Source organism: Rhizobium sp. P28RR-XV (assembly GCF_012641385.1).
Taxonomy (GTDB): domain Bacteria; phylum Pseudomonadota; class Alphaproteobacteria; order Rhizobiales; family Rhizobiaceae; genus Rhizobium.
On the sequence record NZ_JABAIG010000002.1, the window covers coordinates 662,078 to 681,192 of the forward strand.

Sequence of the window (19,115 nt, forward strand, 5' to 3'; positions counted from 1 at the left end):
AGCTACGTCAAGGATTGAATGGTGAGATCGCCCACCGTTCCACCCGGACGCAGCCGATAGGGCACGGTCAGATGACGCGGCGGTGCGGCATTCTCCGCCATATCGAGCAGCAGCGAGGCAGCCGCCGCCCCCATCGTCCCGTCCGGAATCTCGACAGTCGTCAGGGAAACCTCCGCGAGAAAACCGAGGGAAATTCCGTCGAAGCCGGCGACCGAAATATCGCGCGGGATCGAAAGGCCTTGGCGCCGAAGCGCACCCATGACACCAAGAGCCAGCAGATCGTTGGAAGCAATAATCGCCGTCGGATTCAGCTTCGAAACCACATCCGAAAGATCGAGCTGCTCCAGGCTGTTCACGAAGGAAATCTCCAGGGCATCGAGGGGCTGCCGGCCTGCCGTTTCCATCGCCCTGATATAGCCGAGATAACGCAGTTTTGCCCGATCCGATGCCGAGAAATGGCCTGATATGAATAGGATACGGCGATGCCCCTTGCGCAGGAGATGCTCGGTCAGATCCCGGCCCGCGCCGAAATTGTCGGTGGCGACGGCCGCGGTGAAGCGGGCGGTCGGCAGGTTGCCGAGCAGCACCGTTGGCGGCAGGGCAGATGACAGGACCAGACTGCGTTCGGGATTGCAAAGCGTGAGGATTAGCCCGGTCGGCTGCTGCTGAAGGAGCGAGGCGACGGCATCGGTCTCCTGCGCCGGATCATAGTTCGATTGCGCGATCAGCACGCTGTGTCCGGCATGCAGCGCCCTGTTCTGGATGCTGGAAAGCGATGCTGCAAAGACGGGATTGGTGATGCTGGGAATGAGCACGCCGATCGCCGGCCGACCGTTGCCGCTGCGACTGCCGGCGCGATAGCCGAGCTCCGCCGCCGCCCGGCGCACGCGCCGCACCATCTCGTCACTGACCGGACCGGTGCGATTCATCACGCGGCTGGCGGTCGCAACCGAACAACCTGCACGAAAGGCGATCTGCTGGAGCGTCGACATGATATCAATCACCTCCGGCTTCGGGTTTCAGCCCTCGACTGGCGCAGCCGACGGGAATGAAGCGGATTTATATCAGGCCGATGACACTTATTTGACGGCCACGAATGCGCGCTGCGACAACCCTGCCCTTGATCTTTGCTGCAATGCAACAGATGTTCAACATGATCACAGCGGCGAATGATGCTGTCATCAACCGATGCCATGATTGCCGCGCTGTGATCCGCAGATCCGCTCCCTTTGAAAGGATGCTCTCATGTCAGAAGCAGAAGCACGGACGCCTGCCGCCTCCGCCGACAAATCCGAAAGATTGTTCTTCCTCGACATCAACGACGGACGAATTCTCTCCTCCGCCATCGACGGCACCGATCTCAAGCTCATCGTCCAGCGGCCGGGCCGCAGCCCGGACGGCATTCTCGTCGACAGCGAGAACGGCTGGATTTACTGGACGGAAATGGGCACGGACTACAACGCCCATGACGGCTCCATCGAGCGCATGGACCTCGACGGCGGCAATCACATCACGCTGATCCCGCCCGGCAGCACGCTGGTCACGCCGAAGCAGATCCAGCTCGATCGCGATAATGGCAAGCTCTATTGGTGCGACCGCGAAGGCATGCGCGTCATGCGCGCCAATATCGACGGCAGCGACATCGAAACCCTGGTGCAGAACGGCGATAGTCCGGAAGATAGCGCCGATATCGAACGCTGGTGCGTCGGCATCGCGCTGGACCTTCCGCTCGGGCAGATCTACTGGACCCAGAAGGGCCCGCCGGATGCCGGCCTCGGCCGCATTTTCCGCGCCGGTATCAACATCCCCGCCGGCGAAACCGCGACGAGCCGTAGCGACATCGAAACCCTGCTGGACAAGCTGCCGGAACCGATCGATCTCGAACTCGATCTCGCCACCCGCACGATCTACTGGACCGACCGCGGCAATCTTCCGCGCGGCAATACCGTCAACCGCGCCCAGATTGACGATCTCGCCGCAACATCGCAAGTCGTCCTCGAAGGCCTGGACGAAGGCATCGGCCTCTCGCTCGACCTGCCTGGTAACCGCATGTTCTTCACCGACATCGGCGGCAATCTCTATTCCGCAAGCCTCGACGGCTCGGGCGAACGCGAACTGCTGCACCATGCCGGCTCGTTCACGGGGATTGTTTACGCGGAGGTTTGAGGCTTCCCAACCAACCTCGAGTCGCGAAACTGCCCCTCACCCTAGCCCTCTCCCCGTTTTGACGGGAAGAGGGAACGATCTCTGTACCCTCGCCTGGGAAGGTGGTCGGAAGGAAGGCTGTGGGTGCGTCTATCCCCTTCTCCCCGTCAGAACGGGGAGAAGGTGGCCGCCCTTCGACAAGCTCAGGAGGCCGGATGAGGGGCACTTTGCCACTCAGTTGCCCCCGCGCACGCCATCCAGCAGATGCGGCAACGACTTGACGCCATCATCCCGCAATTCCCTAGGCAGCAGCCCTTCCGGCAGGTCCTGATAGGAGACCGGACGCAGGAAGCGGCGGATGGCCAGCGTGCCGACCGAGGTCGTCCGGCTGTCCGAAGTCGCCGGGAAAGGTCCGCCATGCACCATGGCATGGGAGACTTCCACGCCGGTCGGCCAGCCGTTGGCAAGAATGCGCCCAACCTTGCGCTCCAGCACCGGCACCAGCTTGGCGGCCGTGGCGTAGTCATCCGCTTCGATCTGCAGCGTCGCGGTCAGCTGACCCTCGAGCTTTTCCGCAACCGCGATCATCTGATCGATGTTCTTGCAGCGCACGAGAAGGCTTGCCGCGCCGAAAACCTCATGCCCCAGGCGCTCGTCCGCTAGGAACTGCTCGACATCTGTCTCGAAGAAGATGCCGGGGCTACGATTGACGCCTTCGGCCGGCGCGCCATGAGCGACGGTCTTGACCGCCTCATGATCCGCCAGTGCCGCAACACCCTTGTCGAAGGCGGCGTGAATGCCCGGTGTCAGCATCGGTGCCGGTGCGCGGCCGGTCAGGGCATCGCCGGCAGCCTGGACGAAACGGTCGAGATCAGGGCTCTCGATCGCAAAAAGCAGGCCCGGATTGGTGCAGAACTGGCCGGCACCGAGCGTCAGGGAATCGATGAAGCCTGTCCCGATCGCCTCGGCGCGCGCGGCAAGGGCTGCCGGAAAGAGGAAGACGGGGTTGACGCTGCTCATTTCGGCATAGACCGGGATCGGTTCCGGACGGGTCGCGGCAATGGCGCCGAGCGCCAGGCCACCGCCACGCGAGCCGGTGAAGCCGACGGCCTTGATGCGGGGATCGCGCACCAGCGCGGCACCGGTCTCGTTGGCGCCGGTCAGCAGCGAGAAGGTGCCTTCCGGCAGCCCGCAGGTGGCGACGGCTGCGCGGATGGCGCGGCCGACAAGCTCGCCCGTGCCCGGATGGGCAAGATGTCCCTTGACGACGACCGGGCAGCCGGCAGCAAGTGCCGAAGCCGTATCACCACCGGCAACCGAGAAAGCGAGCGGAAAATTGCTGGCGCCGAAGACGGCGACCGGGCCGAGCGGAATCTGGCGCAGGCGCAGGTCCGGCCGCGGCAGCGGCTTGCGTTCCGGCAATGCCGGATCGACGCGCAGATCGAGCCACTCGCCCGAACGAACCACCTGGGCGAACAGCCGGAGCTGCCCGACGGTACGGCCGCGCTCGCCCTGCAGGCGCGCGACAGGCAGGCCGGTCTCTTCCGTTGCCCGCTCGATCAGCGCATCGCCGATGCCAATGATATTGTCGGCAATCTTTTCGAGAAAGGCAGCGCGCTGTTCGGGGCTGGTCGCACGGTAGACGTCAAATGCCTGGGCGGCCAATTCGCACGCTTTGGCAACGTCGCTTTCGCTGGCGATCGCAAAGGCCGGTTCCAGGTTTGCGCCGGTTGCCGGGTTGACGGCACGCGCGGTTCTGTTGTCGCCGGTGGAATCTGAGCCGATCAGCAGATCGCCGCGAATCTCGAAAGACTGTGTCATGGATATTCCTTGATGATGTCGGAGCGCGAAGCTCTGCGCTCTCTAAGGCAGATAGCAGGATGGGATGACAGATATAAGATGATAATCGTCATCTAATTATCAAGGTACAAGCCTTGAGATCAAGGCGTCGGCGCCAATTAATCATACTTTATCTGCATATGGCGCTGCCGTCCCTTTCGTGCCAATTTAGCGGCCATCCGAAAGACCGAGAACGGCCAAACCCCTATGTCCATTGCGCTTCTTGGTGATCCGATCGTCCAGTTCTGTATCCTGGTTGTCGTCGGCACATTCGTCAGCCGCATCGCGCTGCGTCACCAGCGGGCGGGCCGCCTGATCGGCCAGATCGTCTTCTTCGTCAGCCTGACCGTGCTTTTGCTCTATCACGGCATCGTCCCCTACGAGCCGAGCCCGCCGCAGGATTCGGTGACGCTGCGCACCTTCACCGGCTTTGCCAAGATCGTCTGGTGGATCAACGGCGCCTGGGTGCTGATCGCCTTCGTGCGGCTCTTCCTGATCTTCGAGCGCAAGCCGCGCGAAGGCCGGCTGCTGCAGGACCTGGTCGTCGGCATCATCTATCTTGGCGCCATTCTCTCTATCGTCGGCGATGTCTTCAGCGTCCCGATCGGCACGTTGATCGCAACATCGGGCGTCTTCGCCATCATTCTCGGTCTCGCCCTGCAGAGCACGTTGAGCGACGTCTTCTCCGGCATCGCCCTCAATCTCGGCCGCCCCTATACCGTCGGCGACTGGATCGTCGTCAACAACGATATTCAAGGCCGTGTTGTCGAAACGAACTGGCGGGCGACGCATCTCCTGAGCGGCACCAACGATCTGGTCGTCATTCCGAATAGCGTCCTCGCAAAGACACGGCTCACCAACCTTTCGTCACCAGATGAGAGTCACGGCGCCACCGTCGTCGTGAGAATCCAGCCGACCACCCAGCCGAACGTCGTTGCCAACGTGATGCAGAATGTGCTGATCAGCTGCAATTCCATCCAGAAGACACCCGAGCCCTCGGTCGCCATCAGCTCGATCGATGAACAGGCCATCGAATTGCAGCTTTCCTTCCGCGTGCGCGAGGTATCCCTGGCGACCACAGCCAAGAACGAGATCTACGATCTCCTCTACCGGCATACGAAAGCAGCAGGCCTGAAGCTCGCCGGCCCTCCCGGCACGTTCACCATTGCGGCGGAACATAAGACGGACACGGCCGCCGGAGGACAGCAGAACCCCAGCACGCCATGGCGATTGCTCAACAACATCCCGCTTTTCGCTTCGCTGACGGAGGACGAAAAAGAGCATCTGGCGACAAACATGCAGCGCCGCACCTATCACAAGGATGCGGTGATCGCCGAACAGGATGCCCGGCTTCGCTCGCTGACAATCGTCCGCTCGGGCGTCATCAGCATTACCCGTCGCGAAGGACATCGGCAGATTGAGCTGACGAGGCTCGCTCCAGGCGACTATTTCGGTGAAAACGGCTTGCTGATGGGCACGGGGGAAGTCGGAACCATCCGCGCCCTGACCTTTGTCGTCACCTATGAAATCGGCGAGGATTGCCTGGCGCCCTTGCTGCATGACAGGCCCGCGCTCGCCGAGGAGCTCGGCGCCATCATGGCGAAGCGCATCGATGCCGAGCGTCACCTGTTTGCCAATGCCGATATGCTTGTCCATGGCGCTCCCGTCAGCTCGCTGAGCTCACGCATCAAGCACCTGTTCCAGCTGCAGCAGCATGATTAGAGCGTGATGCCGAAAAGTGTAGGCGGTTTTCGGACGACATCACGCTCTACTTCTCTGATTCTAGAGCGGATTCAGATTTTAGGTCGAGCAGACCTAAAATCATCCGGCTCTAGGCCGCATCGGCCGTCGTCTCCGATGACGAACCGGCAAAGAGGTTTTGCCCGATGGCACGGACCGTATCGAGATGGGATGCCATATCCTGCGTTTCCGTCAGAAGCAGTTCGGAGGTCGCGACAGGCGCGCCGCAATAGCCGAAAATTCCATGGTCGATTTGTTTTGTCATAGAGCCGAAATAGCCATGTCGCGCATAGGTGCGCATGGTCGCTCCGCCAATGGCGACGAGATGGATGCGAAGATGTCGCAGCCTTTTGACCGGCCTGTCGCCGGGCATGTCCTCATAGGCCCAGCCATTGGTAAATACCCGATCGATCCATCCCTTGAGGAGACCCGGCATCGACCACCAATAGACGGGATAGACAAGCACCAGCGCATCGGCGCGATCGATCCTCGCCTGCTCGACCAACACATCGGCGGGCGCCGGCCCTTCCCTGAGGTGGGCGGCGATATCGGCAGCGGTGAACCGCGGATCGAAAGCTTCCGCCGTAAGATCGGCGATTTCGAGCGTATCTCCCTGACCAGACAACCTCACGCCTTCGGCGACATGGGCTGCAACGCTGTGGCTGAACGAATCGGGATTTGGGTGGGCAACGACGATAAGTGCGTGCATGCGAAAAACTCCTGCTGACGCATTGTGAAAGGTGGTTCAGTCTTATATACTTTTAGTAAGTTACTTTTGGTATATAGCGATGTCAAGCATGCAGACGAAGAAACCGGAGTCCCGCAACCGGCTGACGCGGCAGGAGCGCTACCGGCAGCTCATCGAGGTTGCCTGGCAAATCGCGGGAGAAGAGGGAACGGAAGCTCTGACGCTGGGGCGGCTGTCGGAGCGTGCCGGCGTGACGAAACCCGTGGTCTACGACCATTTTATCACCCGTTCCGGCCTGCTGGCCGCACTCTATCGCGAGTTCGACAACAGGCAGACGGAGGCGATGGATAAGGCGCTTGATGCAAGCACCCCGACGCTGGCAGGCCGGGCGGAGGTGATCGCCGCCTCCTATGTCGATTGCGTTCTCCTGCAGGGGCGCGAAATACCCGGCATCATCGCCGCACTCGCGGGCTCGCCGGAGCTTGAAAAGATCAAGCGTGAATATGAGACTGTTTTCATCGAAAAGTGCCGCGCGCTGCTCATTCCCTTCGCCAAAACCGGCTCGATTGCATCGGCCGGCCTCTGGGCCATGCTGGGTGCGGCCGAGGCGCTTTCCTATGCCGCCACGACGGGTGACATCAGTCCGCAGCAGGCGAAGGATGAACTCTTCGAAACCATCAAGGCCATGGTCGCGAGAAGCGCGTGAGACGAGCCTCGCAATGCTGTCGGATTCCAGGCCGAACCCGGTGAATCGGCTCCGTCAGTTCGACTGCGTTGCCGGCGCTGCCTGAACCCGCACGGCATAAAACGCCCTGGCATCGCCCGTGAACTGCTCCCGCGAAGCCGGGCGCGTGTAGAACATGTGACCACCGCGATAGAGCTTCAATGCCACACGATCGGCAAGGGCCTGCGGCATGTGGTCGAGCACATATTTGTTGACGCCGAAGGGGATGACGAGATCGCTGTATCCCTGCCCCACCAGAACCCGGAAGGACGGCGACAGCGACAGCAGCTCCTTGAGATCGTCGGTGACACCGGCGGTCGCGCGCGAGCCGCCGCTTCCGCCGCCCCATTTCCATTCCCTGTTCACGGATCCCGATAGCAGCGTGTAGGTCATGTCCGTGTGAAAGCCCAGCTCATCGCGGGCATAGCTCGAAAAGGCGCCGCCATAGGCGCGGACGAAACCGTCCAGAACCGGGTCGCCGCCATGCTCCGCCTCCGATTGCGGATAGGGATCCGGCGCCAGGAAGGAGGCGTCGTAGGCACTTGCCACATCCGTCCCGCCCCCATCGGAATGCTTGCGGTAGACCTGACTGAGAAAGCCCTGGTTCTTGGCAACCACATCTTCGGGAATGCCGGTCAGTTTTGCCACGCGACCGTAGAAGGCCCGGCCGGCGTCGCCCGACGGCGGCAGCCCGGCAAGAGCGGGCAGATATTCGTTCAAGGCAAAGGTCTGGGCGTCCTGGATCGCTTTCTCGCTGAAGGCATTTTGCCGTTCCAGCTCGGCCGCCGCCAGCGAAGGCAGCTCCATGGCAGCGGCGAGAGCATCTCCGCTGTCGCCGAAGACGAAGCGGCCCTCCAGCAAGGGCGAGAGCATGACGATGCCGGAAACCAGAATGCCCTGATCCTCGCGCAGGCTGTTGGCGACCTTGACCGAGCGAAATCCGCCATAGCTTTCGCCGAGAATATATTTCGGCGATGAGGCGCGGCCGTTATGGCTAACGTAGAGAGTGATCGCTTTGGCCAGGCTTTCGGCATCGCTGTCCACGCTATAGAAATCATTCTGGTCATCAGGCTTCACCGTCCGGCTCCAGCCGGTGCCGATCGGATCGATCAGCACGAGATCGGTGAATTCGAGCCAGCTTTGCGGGTTGTCGACCAGCTTGGCATTGGCGCCATCACGCCCATCCGCGCCGAAATCGACGATGCGCGGGCCGACGAGACCGAGATTGAGAAAAGCCGAGGCAGCACCCGGTCCGCCGTTGAACACGAAGGTCACAGGCCGGTTTGCATCCCGGTTCTTCGCGACATAGGCGGTGTAGAAAATCGCCGCACTGCGCTGGCCATCCTGACCGAAGAGATCGAGGGTCCCGGCCGTTGCCGTGTAGGGAATGGTCTTGCCATCCGCATTCAGCACGTGATCGCTCACCGCATCCGGCGGCAGGAGCGAGAGCACGCCACCGCCACCGGCAGGCGCGTTATGGTTCTGCTCCGGCGGTGCGGCGGATGCGACAGTCGATAGCAGCGAAAAAGCCAGCACCAGGCCGGGAACCATCTGGCGAAAAGACATGAAATCGTATCCTCCGAAGGTTCATCGCATAGAGCCTGTTGCCGGCGATACTATGTCATGGAACATGCTTACCGAAACTCAAGAGATGTTGATCGATGGATCATCGATCTCCGCTTTTTTGCGGCAAGACGCTCTTGAGGGCCTATCGGCCATTTGCCAAGGTGCCCTGCAGCACCGGGAGTTACAAGCCGCCAGAAAATTCGCAAGGGATTCGACGATGAAACAGAATATCGAAATCAAGACGGCCGACGGGACTGCCAAGGCCGCCCTCTTCCGCGCCGACAATGGCGCTTCCTCCGGACACGGCGTGATCCTTTACATGGATGCCATGGGCCCTCGCCCGTCGCTTGACGGCATGGCGCAGCGGCTGGCGGATGCCGGCTATGTCGTGCTGCTTCCCGATCTCTTCTATCGTTTCGGCACCTATGGCCCCTTCGACGGCGGCGCCTTCGGCAATCCGGCAAGCCGCGAAACAATTATGACGATGCTGCGCGGCACGACACAGGAAATGACCAAGAACGACAGCGCCGCCTTCCTCGATGCACTGTCAGCCGCCGGCGCCAAGGGTCCGGCCGGCGTGGTCGGATATTGCATGGGCGGAGGACGCGCCCTGACCGCCGCTGCCGCCTATCCCGACCGCATCGCCGCTGCGGCGAGCTTCCATGGGGGCAATCTCGCCAGCGACGCGGAAGACAGCCCGCATCGCCTCGCCGCCAATCTCAAGGCGCGCGTCTATGTCGGTGTTGCCGGCGTCGACAACAGCTTTCCGCCGGAACAATCTGCTCGCCTCGCCGAGGCGCTCCGCACAGGTGGGGTCGATCACACCATCGAAAATTATGTCGGCATGGCGCATGGATGGACGGTGCCGGATCATGGCGTCTATGACGAGATCGGCGCCGAAAGGCATTGGAAACGGCTGCTGAACCTGTTCGACGAGGCCTTCGCCTAAACAACTCTCATGCCGACATCCGCTGCCGCGCAGGAGAGCGGGATGTTTTTCTTCCGATCGGCTGCAGGGCAAACTGCAGCGGATCAGAACTTGATCCTGTCTATGCTGGTCAGCGTCGTCTTCTGCGAGACGCCAGGCGCATTGACCATGTGCCATGCCACATATTGCTCGCCATAGAGCTCGGTGGACGACATGCCGTCGACCGGTAGCACGATGTTCATGCCATTGAGCGCTGCGTCCGTTGCGGTATCGAGCACCGCCCCCTCAGAGGCCGTGCCGGTCACGATGAGGGTCTTGATGCCCTTGTCGGAGAGAATGCTGCGCAGGTTGGTGCCGATGAACTTGTCCGGCCCGGATTTGACGATCGGCTCGCTCGCCAAAGGCGCCAGCGCCGTCGCGATATCCGGTGCCTGGCCGGCCCCCGCCAGACTGAAGACGACGAGCATCTCCTTGGCGCGGGCCTGATCGAGCAGGGTTTTGACCTTGGGCACGGAGGCAAGGCACCGAGGCTTGGTCTTCTCGTTGCACGGCCCCTTGGTCGGGTCCTGCGCGCCGTTGAAATCGAGGATCAGCAGCGCCGTCGTCTTCGGATCGACGGTAACCTGCTTCAGCTCCGGCGGCGCCGGCGGCTTCACATTCTGCCAGTCGTCGATGATCGTCTGCGCTGCCGCCGGTGACGGGAAAGCGGCGCTGAAGCCCGCACAAAGAACCGCAAGACCGGCACACAAAGCAAAGCCTGCCTTGCTTATCGCGCTGCCTTCATATCGAAGTCCATTGCTCTTCCGCATCAGCGTCCCCATGGGTTTGACGATGGTGCAGGATTGATAGGCCAGAAACTACGAGAGGGTAACGAAACTCTTCGTGATAGTCTCGCAGCGCTCGGACGATGCCATGACCGGCGGGAACCGCCTATGCGCCTGCCTCGCCCATCGGATCTTCGTCGTTCTTGTCGCTACCGCGCAGTTTTCCCAGCAGGGTCTGCAGGGCCTGCTTGAGCGCATCGATCTCTTCCGAACCAGCCATGTCTGACCAGCGCTGGTCCACGAGCCGCCCGGCTGACATTGCGACGGGCCGCACTCCCTTGCCGCGCTCCGTCAGGAAGACCAGCCGCGCACGCCGGTCATTGGGGTCGGGGCGTCGTTCGACGTAACCCAACCGCTCCAGTTCTTCCACCGCCTGCGTCATCGTCTGCTTGCGCACATGCGCAAGCCGGGTGAGTTCGCTCACCTGGATTCCGTCCGGCCGCATAAAGGTGAAGACATTGGCATGCGACGGTCGGATATCGTCGAAGCCCGCCTTTTCGAGAGCGGCATCGACATCCTGTGCCCAATGCTGGTGAACGAGCCGCAGCAGCAAGCCCAGTGACAGATGTGTCGGAACGCGTTTTTCCATGAGATATAGACAGGTACCTGACTATTATGATAAATGGTCAGGTACCTTACCATTTCCAATAAGGAAGGGATACTCGGCATGCCTTCGGTTAACGTGTTGGACTCGACAATTTACTACGAGGATGCCGGAACGGGGACGCCCTTCGTCTTCCTGCACGGCAATCCCACCTCTTCCTACCTCTGGCGGCATGTGTCGCCCGCTATCACCACGCCTGGCCGTCGCCTTGCCCCCGATCTCATCGGCATGGGCCAGTCCGGCAAACCCGATATTGCCTATCGTTTCGATGACCACGCGCGCTATCTCGACGACTGGTTCGACAGGTTGGAGCTCGATGGCGTCGTGCTTGTCGGCCACGATTGGGGCGGCGCTCTCGCCTTCGACTGGGCTGCCCGCCATGCCGAACGTGTGTGCGCCATCGCCTTCATGGAAACGATCGTGAGACCGATGACCTGGGAGGATTTCCCGAACGCCCGTCCTCGTTATGAGGCTCTGCGGGCATCCGGTGTCGGCGAAACGAAAGTGCTGGACGAGAATTTCTTCATCGAACAGGCTCTGCGGGCCACCGTTCTCAAGGGGCTTAGCGAAGAAGATCATGCCGTTTATGCAGCCCCTTATCCGACACGCGAAAGCCGCCGCCCGCTGCTGGCCTGGCCGCGGGCCATGCCGATCGAAGGCGAGCCGGCCGATGTGACCAGGCGCATCGAAACCTACGATGCCTGGCTTGCCGCGAGTGCCGATGTCCCCAAGCTGCTGCTGACCTTCGATGGACCTCCGGAGACACTTTTGATCGGGGAGACAATGGCAGCCTGGTGCCGCGCGAACATGGCCAATCTCGAAGTCAGGAATTGTGGACCGGCCAGGCACAACGCACCGGAAGATCAACCTGAAGCCATTGCAGCTGCGATTTCCGACTGGGCAGATCGTCACGCCTTGTCCAAATGAACTCCCGGCCTTCGGGTACGAAGGTTTCCGTCACTCCCGCTCGATAGGAAGTCGTCGAGGACAATCCGCCGTTGACAAAACCCTGTCAGCCCATAGTCTGCGCCTAAGCCCTTGCGATTGCCCAATTTTCTTTTGGAGATCAGGATCATGCCGGCGAATTGCATAAGACGACTGGTTCTGGCAGGCCTTGTGCTCGGCATATCCGCCTATACGGCCGTTGCCGCGCAGACCCTCGACCTCATTGCCCAGAAAGGCACCATCCGTATCGGCTATATCAGCGACGAAGAGCCATTCTCCTTCAAGAAGAAGGACGGCAGCCCGGCAGGCTATGCGATCGATCTTTGCGGCAAAATCGCCGATGCTGTGGGGAGCAAGATCGCCAATCTGAAGCGCGATTATGTGCAAACCACGCTCGCCGACGGCTTCGATGCAGTGAAGAGCGGCCAGGTCGACCTTCTCTGCGGCGCCTTGACCATCAGTCTTGGCCGGCGCCAAAACGTCGATTTCTCGCAGCCGATCTTCATTACCGGCGCAAGCGCCCTGCTGCGCAAGGATTCACCCGATTATTTGATGGCTCTGTTCCTCGACAAGCGGCTGGCGCAGGTCTCCGCCAAGCCGGCGCCCGCGACGAGCACGATCGGCGTTCGCGCCGACACGACGACGGGCGCAACGCTGCGCGATGCGCTGGGCTCCGATGTGCCGAAGACGCGGGTTGCCGATTTCGCCACGCATCAGGACGGCCTGATCGCGCTCGAAAACCATAAGATCGACGCTTATTTCGCCGATCGCGCTCTGCTCTTCGATCTCGCATCGCATGCCCGCAACCCCTCCGCGCTCGCCATCGGCAACCGCCTCTTCACGCACGAGCCCTATGGGATCGCACTCCGGCAGAATGACTCCGCCTTCCGCCTGCTCGTCGATCAGACGCTGACCGAGACCTACCAATCGGATGAATTCGCCAAATTGCTGACCACCTATTTTGGCCAGGAAGGCCCGGTCCTGCGTCGCGAGATCATGATGCAATCGATCCCGCAATAGACACATCGAAGCGATACCGTCGCCTTTGCGACATGGCTGCTGACGACAATCAACGCGGCTTCTCGATAGGGGACGGCCTTGCAGTCGTCGTGCAAGCATCTTGAATATGTCGTAGACAGGCTCTGGTCGGCGTCGCACACATCATAAAATCCGTCTCCAGTATCAATCAGGGTCGCACGAAATGGCAGTATTTCCTCAAAAGGCGAAGGTCGTAATCATCGGGCTTGGCGGCATCGTCGGCGCATCGATCGCCCACCATCTGATCGAACGCGGCTGGGACGATATTGTCGGCATCGACAAATCAGGCATCCCAACGGATATCGGCTCGACCGCCCATGCCTCCGACTTCTGCTACACGACCAGCCATGACTTCCTCTCCTGCTGGACGACCCTCTACTCCATCGATTTCTACGACAAGCTCGGTCACTATGCCCGTGTCGGCGGCCTGGAAGTCGCCCGCGTCGGCGACGACGACCGCATGGCGGAAATCAAGCGTAAGGTCACCTCGGGTAAGGCCTTCGGTACGCGCGTGAGCCTGATCGATCCCGCCGAGATCAAGGAGAAATTCCCGCTGATCGAGGAAAGCATGGTGCAGGGCGGCATGTGGGACCCCGATGCCGGCCTCGTTATTCCCCGTTCGCAGACGGTTGCCGGCAAGCTGATCGATCAGGGCGAAAAGAGCGGCAAGCTTCTCTCCTTCGCCAATACGCCGGCCCAGTCGCTGATCGTCAAGGACGGCCGCATCACCGGCGTCGTCACCCATCGCGGCACGATCGAGGCCGAATACGTCATCGTCTGCGCCGGCCTGTGGGGTCGCCTGATCGCCGAGATGGTCGGCGAAGACCTGCCGGTCATGCCGGTCGACCACCCGCTGACCTTCTTCGGCCCCTACAACGAGTTTGCCAACACGGGCAAGGAAATCGGCTTCCCTTTGATGCGCGACCAGGGCAACTCCGCCTATATGCGCGACACCGGCGATCCGAAGACCGCCGAGGGTGGCCAGATCGAATGGGGCTACTACGAAGAGAAGAACCCGCGCCTCTGCCATCCCCGCGATCTCCTCGAAAAGCACGAGGCTCGCCTCTCGCCCTCGCAGCGCGACCTCGACATGGAGCAGATCATCGAGCCGCTCGAACGCGCCATGGAACTGACGCCGATCCTCGGCGAGCTCGGCTACAATGAAGGCCATTCCTTCAACGGCCTCTTGCAAGTCACGACCGATGGCGGCCCATCCGTCGGCGAAAGCCAGAAGGTCCGCGGTCTCTGGTATTGCGTCGCCATCTGGGTGAAGGACGGCCCCGGCTTCGGCAAGCTCGTTGCCGACTGGATGACCGACGGCCGCACGCCGATCGACCATAACAGGATCGACTATTCCCGCTTCTACCCTCATATGCTGGAAGAGGCATTCATCGAAAGCCGCTGCACCGAAGCTGCCCAGAAGATCTACAACCCCGCCGTTCATCCGCGCGAACCCTATGCGACCGGCCGCAGTGTCCGCCGCTCGCCCTTCTGGGAGCGCGAAAAGGAACTCGGCGGCTACTTCATGGAACTCGGCGGCTGGGAGCGTGCGCACGGCTATGCCGCAAACGAGCACCTGCTCGAAAAATACGGCGACCGCATACCGGTGCGCGAAAACGAATGGGACAACCGCCATTTCTGGCGCGTCTCCAATGCCGAGCATCTGGCCTTGAGCGAAGATTGCGGCATCATCAACCTTTCGCATTTCGCCATGTACGACATCGAAGGCCCTGACCATGTCGAGCTGCTGGAATGGCTCTGCGCCGCCAAGATCGGCGGCGACGCCAATATCGGTAAGGGCATCTATACCCACTTCCTCGATGACGAGGGCATGGTGCGCGCCGATTTCACCGTGATCCGCATGGCCGACCGCTGCCGCCTGATCGACGGCGCCGATGCCGGCCCGCGCGATTTCCACTACATGCGCCGCGTTGCCCAGGATAAGGGTTTCGACGTCACCATTACCGACGTTACCGAACGCTATGTCACGATCGGCATCTGGGGACCGAATGCCCGCACCAACCTGCAGAAGGTGGTCGAAAGCCCGGAAAACCTCTCGCACGAGAACTTCCCCTTCGCGGCGATCAGGCAGATCCGCATCGCTGGCAAGAACGTCACGGCGTTCCGCATCTCCTATGTCGGCGAACAGGGCTGGGAACTGCACATGGCCTATAGTGACGCGCTGGCCGTCTGGGATGCGCTGCGCTCGACGGGCGCCATCGCCGTCGGCGTCGAAACCTATGCCAACAGCCGCCGTATGGAAAAGAGCCTCCGCCTGCAGAATGCCGACCTGTTGACGGAATATAATCTTCTCGAAGCCGATCTCGCCCGCCCAAAGGTCAAGGAAGCTGATTTCCGCGGCAAGGCGAAGCACCTGGAATATCGCGCCCGCGAGCATCAGCCGGCCATGCTCTGCACGCTCATCGTCACCGATAATGTGGATTCCAACGGCGTGGCACGCTACCTCGTCGGCATCCTGCCGGTCATGGACCCCGAAACCGGCGAAACCCTCGTCGACGAGCTCGGCCGCCGCTCCTTTACCACCTCGATCGCTTACGGCCCGACCATCGGCAAGAATATTGCGCTCGCCTACCTGCCCTGGTCCTATGCCCAGGAAGGCCGCAAGCTGAAGGTCGAATATTTCGGCGAGACTTACCCGGTGGAAGTCGCAGGCGTCGGCTACAAGCCGCTCTACGACGCGGAGAACCTGAAGCCGAGAAGCTGATCTCCAACAGACCGGAAAGCGAGGTCATGCCTGGCTTTCCGGACGTCCGTCAGGCCGTGTGATTGACGATGGCCTGCGCGATCTCATCAATGTCGCGCTCGTGGATTTCATGCCCTCCACCGTCGACCCGGTGCAGCCGCGCATCTCGCACGACCTGGGTGAAGGCCTCCCCATGCTCTATGGGAAACAGCGGATCGGCTGTGCCGTGGATCGCAAGGACCGGCAGCTTGATATCCGATGCCTGAAGTCTTGCGAGCCCCTCCTCACTCACGAGCGTGAAATGGTTCGTGGCGCTGGCAAATGACGGCGCCCGCGCCATGTCGCGGGCGATCAAGGTGTTTGCAGCATCAGCATCATGCGGATGCCTGGTGCCGGCAAGCATGGCCGTCTCGCTACGCAGGAAATCGGCGATGGATTCAAGATTGGACCAGTCGGTCGCTTCGGCCGACCTGGAATGCTCCTGATAGGTTTTTGTCGAGGAGGGCAAGCCCTCGACTGCAAGCGGTGATGTGCTGATCAGCGTGAGCGTCCGCACACGCCGGGGATGGCGCAACGCTACTTCTTGCGCGACGGCGCCGCCCATCGACATGCCCACCACATGTGCCGTTTCCAATCCGTAGCCGTCGAGAATAGCGATGACATCGTCGGCCAGGTCGCTGAATGAATAACGGGGTTCGCCTTGCGGATAGTGTGTCGAGAGGCCGGTGTCGCGCTGGTCGTATCGGATCACATAGCGCCGCCGGGCGGCGAGCGCCTCGCAGAACCTATCCGGCCACCACAGCATCGAAGCCATCATCCCCATGATCAATATTATGGGCGGGCTGGAGGGATCACCGAAAGCCTGGGTCTGCAGGCTCGCTCCCTTGGTCTCGACTGAGCTCTCGGTGACGGCGAATGATCTCGTTCGTTCCATGACAAATCCATCCGATTGCGAATTGCAACTGGAATCCATATTGCATAACTGATCTTATTATGCAATCAGTTTATGAGAAGGTGCAATACGGGACCCGACTTCCATGAGAGTAATTCCAGAACAAGCACCCAGCGGTTTTCTATCCGGAATTGTACGAGAATAATGAGTTAGAGCTGTTCCGAGATTTCGCGAGAACTGAACCGCGATGGCGATTAAACGAGATGAGGGAGGTTTGTAGTGTTGCAATGTGCCGATTTTTACGACGCTGAACTCTCACGGCATAACCGGCATTTGCGGGCCGTCGCCGATGTCAGGAGGCGCGACCGGGTACTCGATATCGGCTGCGGCGCCGGACAAACCACCCGGGAAGCAGCTCTTGCCGCGATGGAAGGCGGCGCGGTCGGTGTGGATACTTCCGCCGAGATGCTTGAGATTGCGCGGCAACGTTGCGCTGAAGCGGGATTGCGCAACGTCGGCTTCGAACTGGGTGACGCACAAAGCCACAACTTTCCAGCTGCCGGTTTCGATCTCTGTATCAGCCGGTTCGGCGCTATGTTCTTTGCTGATCCGCCGGCGGCATTTGCCAATATCGCCCACGCAATGCGCCCTGGTGGACGCCTCGCCTGGATGGTGTGGCAAAACCAGGAGCGCAACGAATGGTCTGGCGCCATCAGGCAAGCTTTGGCTCCGGGAAGCCCAATTTCGGAAAACGCCGGCAAGCCGTTTTCGCTTGGCGATCCCGCCATGGCCAAAGAGCTGCTGAGCGCCGGCGGCTTCACCTCGATCGACTTCATCGAGGTGGAAGAACCTGTCTTTTATGGAACGAATGTCGACACCGCCCTTGATGCTCTTAGCGGCCTCTATATGGTCAAGGACGCGCTCACGCACACCGATGAGACGCCCGACCAACCACTGCAGCGGCTGCGTGATGTGCTGGATGCGCATATGACCCCCGAAGGTGTGCTCTTCGACTCCCGAGCATGGATCATCACCGCTGATCGGGCCAGTGCCTGAGGAAGCCTAGCTCGCCGGAGTTGGGGCATCGCTAGACGATGCTTGCCCGGTTACCAGATACAAGAAAGCCCGCGCGACGGCGGACCTTTTGGAATTGGTTGCGGGTTCAGGCTTCTCGCCATTGGTTGCTTGGAACAGTCCGCTGGACTGTCCGGTCGAGCTGAAGCTCGATCGCCTCACCATTCAAGTTAGGGAAATATATCCTCACCCAACTTTGTTTCGGAGCTACCAACCCTATGCCTTGAAAGGCTCCGCTTTCTCTGAAAGCGCCGCCAAGTCCTCGGCAAGACGCACGGGCACATCCATGCGCTCATGCAAAATGCTCATCACACCGAGATCGCCGTTATCTAGTTCGCGGAAGAAGACATAGTGATGCTCGTAGCGGCTGAAATACGCCTCGCGCTTCACATCGGCGGGAATAGCAAGACGTTGCGGAAGCTTCCGCCAGATTGCCTTTTCCTCGCATAACCGCTGCAAATGCGTATGCAGGCCGGTGATGTAGGTCACCGCCTGCTTCTCACCCCACTTCTCAACGGTATCCCGCCAAATCTTGTCCTGCGCCGCGTCGGCGCGCGGATAAAAGCGAGACGCCACCATGATCAGCGGCGCTTATTGCGGCGGATAACATCTTCGGCGGAAACGGCGACAAACTCGCTGTCATCCGCGCGCATGGCCGGTGCAAGCTCCTTTTGGAGCGAGTCCCATGCCTCATCACGGGTTTGCAGGTCGCGACGGATCAAGGCACGAATGTATTCGCTGGCGTTCTCGTAGAGGCCATCGTCGCCAATCTGCTGCTGGATGTGGTCTTGCAGCGCACCGCTGACCTTCACATGAATGCTACCCGACGCCATCGGAATATCCTTTTATTATAGCTAATTGCGGGGTGTGTAGCATATATTGTCAATATTCATCACAAAATGAAGGTACTGCTCACGGAAATGCAGCACCTTCAAGCCGGCTTCGGAAGGCATCTAACATGCCGACATCCGTGGCGACGTGTAACTACCAACAGAACACGTCAATCATCGCGTGTACTTTTGGAATTGATTGCGGGTTCAGGCTTTTCGCGGTTGGCTGCTTGGAACGGCGCCACTGGACTGTGCAATCGAGCTGAAGCTCGATCGCGCCTCACCCTTCAGGTTCTGCGCCTGAGGCGCTAGCGGTCTTGGCGATATTTGCTTTTGGAAAGCTTGGTTTCGTGTGGAGGCTTTGTTGATTTGTGTCCCCCTGCGTCGGCTTTGCCTCCTTCGCAGGAGGATTTCGGGCCGATTCCGGATAGCTTCATTCTCGGCTGTCGTGCGGACGGGCTTTCCGTTCGACGCGAGGGCAATGGACTGCCGGCCATTTTGGGGACACGAACCTATCTCGGCCGCGCCTATCAATATCAATGCGAAACGGCGGCTGGCGCTATCGTCGCCAATG

General features: G+C 60.7%; 18 protein-coding genes and 1 pseudogene. 10 read left to right on the forward strand and 9 right to left on the reverse strand.

The genetic code is table 11. The features are described from left to right. Window positions 1–2 precede the first annotated feature (2 nt). The gene (locus tag HGP12_RS06815) at window positions 3–992 is read right to left on the reverse strand and encodes a substrate-binding domain-containing protein (protein WP_168838010.1); all 990 of its coding nucleotides are present in this window, start codon (window positions 990–992) and stop codon (window positions 3–5) included. Between HGP12_RS06815 and HGP12_RS06820 the strand changes: the two genes are divergently transcribed. Next, window positions 991–1,173: a hypothetical protein gene (locus tag HGP12_RS06820; protein WP_168838009.1), complete on the forward strand. Its 183-nt coding sequence runs from the start codon at window positions 991–993 to the stop codon at window positions 1,171–1,173. The genes HGP12_RS06815 and HGP12_RS06820 overlap by 2 nt on opposite strands. A 72-nt stretch (window positions 1,174–1,245) precedes the next feature. Beyond that, entirely contained in the window at window positions 1,246–2,166 is a 921-nt protein-coding gene (locus tag HGP12_RS06825) for a YncE family protein (protein WP_168838008.1), read from the forward strand. Window positions 2,167–2,379: 213 nt separating this feature from the next. Here HGP12_RS06825 and HGP12_RS06830 read toward each other — a convergent pair whose 3' ends face one another. Further along, window positions 2,380–3,966 carry an aldehyde dehydrogenase (NADP(+)) gene (locus tag HGP12_RS06830; RefSeq protein ID WP_168838007.1) on the reverse strand — a complete coding sequence of 529 codons (1,587 nt, stop codon included), beginning with the start codon at window positions 3,964–3,966 and terminating at the stop codon, window positions 2,380–2,382. Between the two features lie 225 nt (window positions 3,967–4,191). Here HGP12_RS06830 and HGP12_RS06835 point away from each other — a divergent pair, with 225 nt between their 5' ends. Continuing rightward, entirely contained in the window at window positions 4,192–5,706 is a 1,515-nt protein-coding gene (locus HGP12_RS06835; RefSeq protein WP_168838006.1) for a mechanosensitive ion channel family protein, read from the forward strand. A gap of 109 nt (window positions 5,707–5,815) precedes the next feature. Here the strand turns inward: HGP12_RS06835 and HGP12_RS06840 are convergent, their stop codons facing one another. Further along, a complete protein-coding gene (locus HGP12_RS06840) occupies window positions 5,816–6,433 on the reverse strand; it encodes an NAD(P)H-dependent oxidoreductase (RefSeq protein ID WP_168838005.1) in 618 nt (205 codons plus the stop codon). Window positions 6,434–6,512: 79 nt separating this feature from the next. Between HGP12_RS06840 and HGP12_RS06845 the strand changes: the two genes are divergently transcribed. Further along, window positions 6,513–7,118, forward strand: coding sequence for a TetR/AcrR family transcriptional regulator (locus HGP12_RS06845; protein WP_168838004.1), 606 nt, complete (start codon window positions 6,513–6,515; stop codon window positions 7,116–7,118). A 54-nt stretch (window positions 7,119–7,172) separates the two neighbouring features. On the opposite strand, the gene HGP12_RS06850 is transcribed toward HGP12_RS06845, so the two are convergent. Continuing rightward, the gene (locus tag HGP12_RS06850; protein WP_168838003.1) at window positions 7,173–8,702 is read right to left on the reverse strand and encodes a S10 family peptidase; all 1,530 of its coding nucleotides are present in this window, start codon (window positions 8,700–8,702) and stop codon (window positions 7,173–7,175) included. 217 nt (window positions 8,703–8,919) lie between these two features. Here HGP12_RS06850 and HGP12_RS06855 point away from each other — a divergent pair, with 217 nt between their 5' ends. Continuing rightward, window positions 8,920–9,651 (forward strand): dienelactone hydrolase family protein, encoded by a 732-nt coding sequence (locus tag HGP12_RS06855; RefSeq protein WP_168838002.1) that lies wholly within the window; start codon window positions 8,920–8,922, stop codon window positions 9,649–9,651. Window positions 9,652–9,734: 83 nt separating this feature from the next. On the opposite strand, the gene HGP12_RS06860 is transcribed toward HGP12_RS06855, so the two are convergent. Further along, a complete protein-coding gene (locus tag HGP12_RS06860) occupies window positions 9,735–10,439 on the reverse strand; it encodes a cysteine hydrolase family protein (protein ID WP_246703261.1) in 705 nt (234 codons plus the stop codon). A gap of 121 nt (window positions 10,440–10,560) precedes the next feature. After that, entirely contained in the window at window positions 10,561–11,043 is a 483-nt protein-coding gene (locus HGP12_RS06865) for a MarR family winged helix-turn-helix transcriptional regulator (protein WP_168838000.1), read from the reverse strand. A 78-nt stretch (window positions 11,044–11,121) separates the two neighbouring features. On the opposite strand from HGP12_RS06865, the gene HGP12_RS06870 reads away from it, so the two are divergent. From HGP12_RS06870 to HGP12_RS06880, 3 genes are all read left to right on the forward strand, one after another. After that, window positions 11,122–11,985: a haloalkane dehalogenase gene (locus HGP12_RS06870; RefSeq protein WP_168878689.1), complete on the forward strand. Its 864-nt coding sequence runs from the start codon at window positions 11,122–11,124 to the stop codon at window positions 11,983–11,985. Window positions 11,986–12,132: 147 nt separating this feature from the next. Next, entirely contained in the window at window positions 12,133–13,023 is an 891-nt protein-coding gene (locus HGP12_RS06875; protein WP_168837998.1) for an amino acid ABC transporter substrate-binding protein, read from the forward strand. Window positions 13,024–13,204: 181 nt separating this feature from the next. Beyond that, a complete protein-coding gene (locus tag HGP12_RS06880; RefSeq protein WP_168837997.1) occupies window positions 13,205–15,766 on the forward strand; it encodes an FAD-dependent oxidoreductase in 2,562 nt (853 codons plus the stop codon). 49 nt (window positions 15,767–15,815) lie between these two features. Here HGP12_RS06880 and HGP12_RS06885 read toward each other — a convergent pair whose 3' ends face one another. Continuing rightward, entirely contained in the window at window positions 15,816–16,679 is an 864-nt protein-coding gene (locus HGP12_RS06885; RefSeq protein WP_168837996.1) for an alpha/beta fold hydrolase, read from the reverse strand. Between the two features lie 237 nt (window positions 16,680–16,916). Here HGP12_RS06885 and HGP12_RS06890 point away from each other — a divergent pair, with 237 nt between their 5' ends. Next, on the forward strand, window positions 16,917–17,693 hold the full coding sequence (locus HGP12_RS06890) for a class I SAM-dependent methyltransferase (RefSeq protein WP_168837995.1): 777 nt from the start codon (window positions 16,917–16,919) through the stop codon (window positions 17,691–17,693). Between the two features lie 234 nt (window positions 17,694–17,927). Here HGP12_RS06890 and HGP12_RS06895 read toward each other — a convergent pair whose 3' ends face one another. Together HGP12_RS06895 and HGP12_RS06900 are read right to left on the reverse strand one after the other, a co-directional pair. Next, window positions 17,928–18,290: a type II toxin-antitoxin system RelE/ParE family toxin gene (locus tag HGP12_RS06895; RefSeq protein ID WP_168837994.1), complete on the reverse strand. Its 363-nt coding sequence runs from the start codon at window positions 18,288–18,290 to the stop codon at window positions 17,928–17,930. Window positions 18,291–18,292: 2 nt separating this feature from the next. Continuing rightward, on the reverse strand, window positions 18,293–18,544 hold the full coding sequence (locus tag HGP12_RS06900; RefSeq protein WP_168837993.1) for a type II toxin-antitoxin system ParD family antitoxin: 252 nt from the start codon (window positions 18,542–18,544) through the stop codon (window positions 18,293–18,295). 378 nt (window positions 18,545–18,922) lie between these two features. Between HGP12_RS06900 and HGP12_RS06905 the strand changes: the two are divergent. Further along, window positions 18,923–19,115 (forward strand): annotated as a pseudogene (locus HGP12_RS06905) (ABC transporter ATP-binding protein); the annotation flags it as partial.